1 protein-coding gene is annotated in these 3,987 nt (G+C 41.7%); it reads right to left on the bottom strand.

Annotation, left to right across the window (positions count from 1 at the left end; translation table 11 throughout):
* Positions 1-98: 98 nt before the first annotated feature.
* Positions 99-3,987: non-ribosomal peptide synthetase (locus IM515_RS12435; protein WP_287629067.1), on the bottom strand; the 3,889-nt coding region annotated here is incomplete at its 5' end.

Here is a 3,987-nt window from a genome sequence, read left to right as displayed (position 1 = left end):
ACTCAATTGTCTATCTTTTGGTATTAACCTGTTTGTGCCGTAAGTGTCTCCCTGTATGGATGTCAGCTATTTTTGAGACTAGGTACTCTCATCGAATTTTATTTTAAGTTAATTATTTGCATAACAATTCCCGAAGAGCCGTAAATCTTTTGCCAATCACTAACATATTCACTCTGCCATTGAGCAAGCTGTTCAGGCAATACTTGACCCTTGAGAGCCGGAACTAAGTAGGCTACCAAATTAGTATTAAGCGGGTCATGATCATGATCACTTTTCTGATCAGCGCGAGCTATCACAACCGCTTCTTGTACTAAGGGATGTTGGCTCAAAACGGCTTCAATTTCCCCTAATTCGAGGCGGAAACCCCTTACTTTAACCTGATTGTCAATTCGTCCCAGATATTCAATTCTTCCATCAGGTAAATAACGAGCTAAATCTCCCGTTTTGTATAATTTTGACGGCTGCTCTCCCCCCTTATCAAGGGGGGTTAGGGGGGGATCAAGGGAGACAAACGGGTTAGAGATAAACTTCTCGGCGGTCAATTCTGGGCGATTCAAATAACCTCTGGCTACCCCGGCTCCTCCGATGTGTAATTCCCCCGGTACACCGATAGGAACCGGTTGTAAATGGGAGTCTAAAATATAAACCTGCACATGAGGAATTGGCCGACCAATAGTTATTTTTTCATCAACCGGCGTACATTTAGCTACCGTTGCACAAACACTTCCTTCTGTGGGTCCATAACCATTAAAGAAGTTTCGTCCCTGGGACCATTTTTTCACCAATTCAGGAGAGCAAGCTTCCCCAGCGACAATAATAGTTTGCAGAGAGAAAAGATTTTCCCAAGGTAGCACTGCTAAAGCTGATGGCGGTAGAGTAATATGAGTAATCTTATTCTCCCGTAATCGTTTAATTAAGGGTAAACCTGGCATTAAATTGTCTTTACTTGCCAGATAAAGTGTCGCTCCTGCTCCCAAAGCCATCAAAACTTCCCAAATACAGGCATCAAAACTAAAAGAAGCAAATTGAAGCACTCGACTCTGAGAAGACACAGCAAAAGTCTCAATTTGAGCTAGAGCAAGGTTACACAACCCTTGATGTTCAACCATCACCCCTTTAGGTTTACCCGTAGAACCAGAAGTATAAATTACATTAGCCAAATTAGAAGCTGTTACCTTCCCCGTCAGATTATCCCGGTTCATTGGTTTAATTTCTTGCCAAATTTCAGCTAAAAATACAGTTTTAGCTTGATGATTTGGAAGTTTATCAATCAGTGAACTTTGGGTTAGTAATAAAGGTACTTGACTATCCTCTAACATAAATTGTAGGCGTTCTTGAGGATATTCTGGGTCAAGGGGTAGATAGGCAGCACCGGCTTTAAGGATGCCTATTAATGCCACAATCATATCTAAAGAGCGCTCTACACATAAACCGACTATTACCTCGGTTTCTACACCTAAAGAGCGTAAATAGTCAGCTAATTGATTGGCCCGACTATTTAATTCTGCATAGGTCAACTGTTGATTTTCAAAGACTACTGCTACCGCTTCAGGGGTACGCGCTGCTTGTTCCTCGATCAATTGATGAATACACTTGTTATAGGAGTAATCAGCTTTTGTCTCATTCCACCCCTCTAATAGTTGATACTCTTCCTCTGGATTTAATAAGGGTAGTGAAGCTACTGATTGACGGGGATTTTCCACAATTGCCGCCAACAAAGTCTTAAAATGAGTCATCATACGGACAATAGTTTCAGCATCAAATAAATCCCTGTTATAAGAGCAAAAACCACCTAATCCTTCCGGTGCATCCCAGAGGTAAACTTCTAAGTCAACCCTGACTGAATCAAGTCCCGATGGTATCTCCTCAATGTTTACTCCGGGTAAATCCCAGGGAGAACTAGGAGCATTCTGAAGAGCAAAAACTATCTGTGTTAAAGGATTACGATCTAAATGACGCTCAATTTGTAATTTTTCGACTAACATCTCGAAGGGTAAATCTTGATGGTCGTAAGCGTCTTGAGTAGTTTGTCTGACCTGCGCGAGAAAATCCTCAAAGGTCGGGTCTTGAGATAAATCAAATCTTAACACTAAAGTATTGACAAAAAAGCCGATTAACCCTTCAATTTCGGTGCGGTTACGGTTGGCAATTGGTGAACCAATTACCACATCTGTTTGTTGACTATAACGAGATAGTAACACAGCAAAACCCGCCAGTAATGTCATAAAAAGAGTGCTACCCGACTCTTGACTAAGTTTTTTCAATTGTTGCGTTAGTTGACTATCTAGTTGCAGTCGCTCCGTCCCACCGCGAAAACTTTGAATTGCTGGCCGGGGACGGTCTGTGGGAAGTTGGTGTAGTAGGGGAATCCGGGTTAATTGTTGCTTCCAGTAGCTTAATTGACGGTCTAATACTTCATTAGTTAACCATTGACGCTGCCACACGGCAAAGTCAGCATACTGTATTGATAAATCAGGTAAATCTGCTTTTGTCCCGGTGCAGAAACTTCGATAATAGACCGATAATTCGTCCACTAAAACACCTATTGACCAACCATCCGCCGCAATATGATGAATGGCTAATAATAGGACATATTCCTCTGTCTGCAATTGCCATAATTTGACTCGTAATACTGACCCTGCTTCGAGATCAAAAGGTTCGGATGCTGATGCTAATAACAGGTTTTTTACCTGTTGCTCAGAATGACTGAGGTTTTGCAGATTGACAACTGGTAAGGTGAAGGTTACATTAGGATCGATCGCTTGTATTGGTTGGTTATCTTTGAGTTTAAATTGAGTCCGTAGGGGTTCATGGCGTTGAATAATTGCTTGGAAAGCTTTTTCTAAGGCCTTAATATTGAGATTTCCGCGCAAACGCATCGTTAAATCAATAGTATAAGCCCCACTTTCCCCTTCTAATTGATTCACAAACCAGAGACGTTCCTGGGCCCAGGATAGGGGAATATCATCCTCTCGATTAACGGGGACAATTGATGGTAGCTTTAACCCTAAACCTGTTTGCAGTTCTTTTAAAATTACCCCACTTAACTGAGCAATAGTTGGCGATTCAAACAGATAACGCAAGGGTAAAACAATCTCAAAGGTTTCCTGTAAACGAGAAATAACTTGAGTCGCCAACAGAGAATGGCCCCCTAATTCAAAGAAATTATTCTCAATACTGACTCGTTGTAATTTCAGTACCTCAGCCCAAATCTGCGCCATTTTTTCTTCAATGGGATTACGGGGAGCGATATATTCACCTTTGCCCTGTAAATCGGGAACAGGTAAAGCACGGCGGTCGATTTTGCCATTGGGAGTTAAGGGGAAAGCATCAAGAAGAATAAACGCAGTTGGGACCATATAGTCGGGTAATTTTGCTCGCAAAAATTGCCGTATTTCGTTAATTGTCAGGTTGATTTCGGGTTGCGGTACAACGTAAGCAACTAAGCGTTTATCCCCTAGATTATCTTCACGAACAATCACACAAGAAGACTGTACCGCCTCATTTTGGTTGAGTAAGGCTTCGATTTCTCCCAATTCAATGCGGAAACCGCGAATTTTTACTTGATTGTCAATCCGTCCTACATATTCAATATTACCATCGGGTAAATAACGCCCTAAGTCTCCCGTTTTATATAATTTTGACGGCTCATTGCCCCCCTTATTAAGGGGGGTTGGGGGGATTACTTCATCCTTCTCAAAAGGATTAGGGATAAATTTTTCTTGGGTTAATTCGGGACGATTGAGATAACCTTTGGCTAATCCTGCACCAGCAATATGTAATTCTCCGACTACACCAATCGGGACAGGTTGCAGATTTTTATCCAGCAAATAGATTTGGGTATTAGCAATCGCTTTACCAATGGGAATAGTTGTCGCTGTAGAAGCTACGTTTTCCACTAAATACCAAGAAGAAAACGTTGTATTTTCCGTTGGACCATAGACATGAAGCAACCGTTGTGGCGCACCTTTTTCTAGTACCTCTTGT

The organism is Microcystis sp. M44BS1, assembly GCF_020244875.1.
GTDB lineage: Bacteria > Cyanobacteriota > Cyanobacteriia > Cyanobacteriales > Microcystaceae > Microcystis > Microcystis panniformis.
This window is presented reverse-complemented; position numbering and strand designations above follow the sequence as displayed.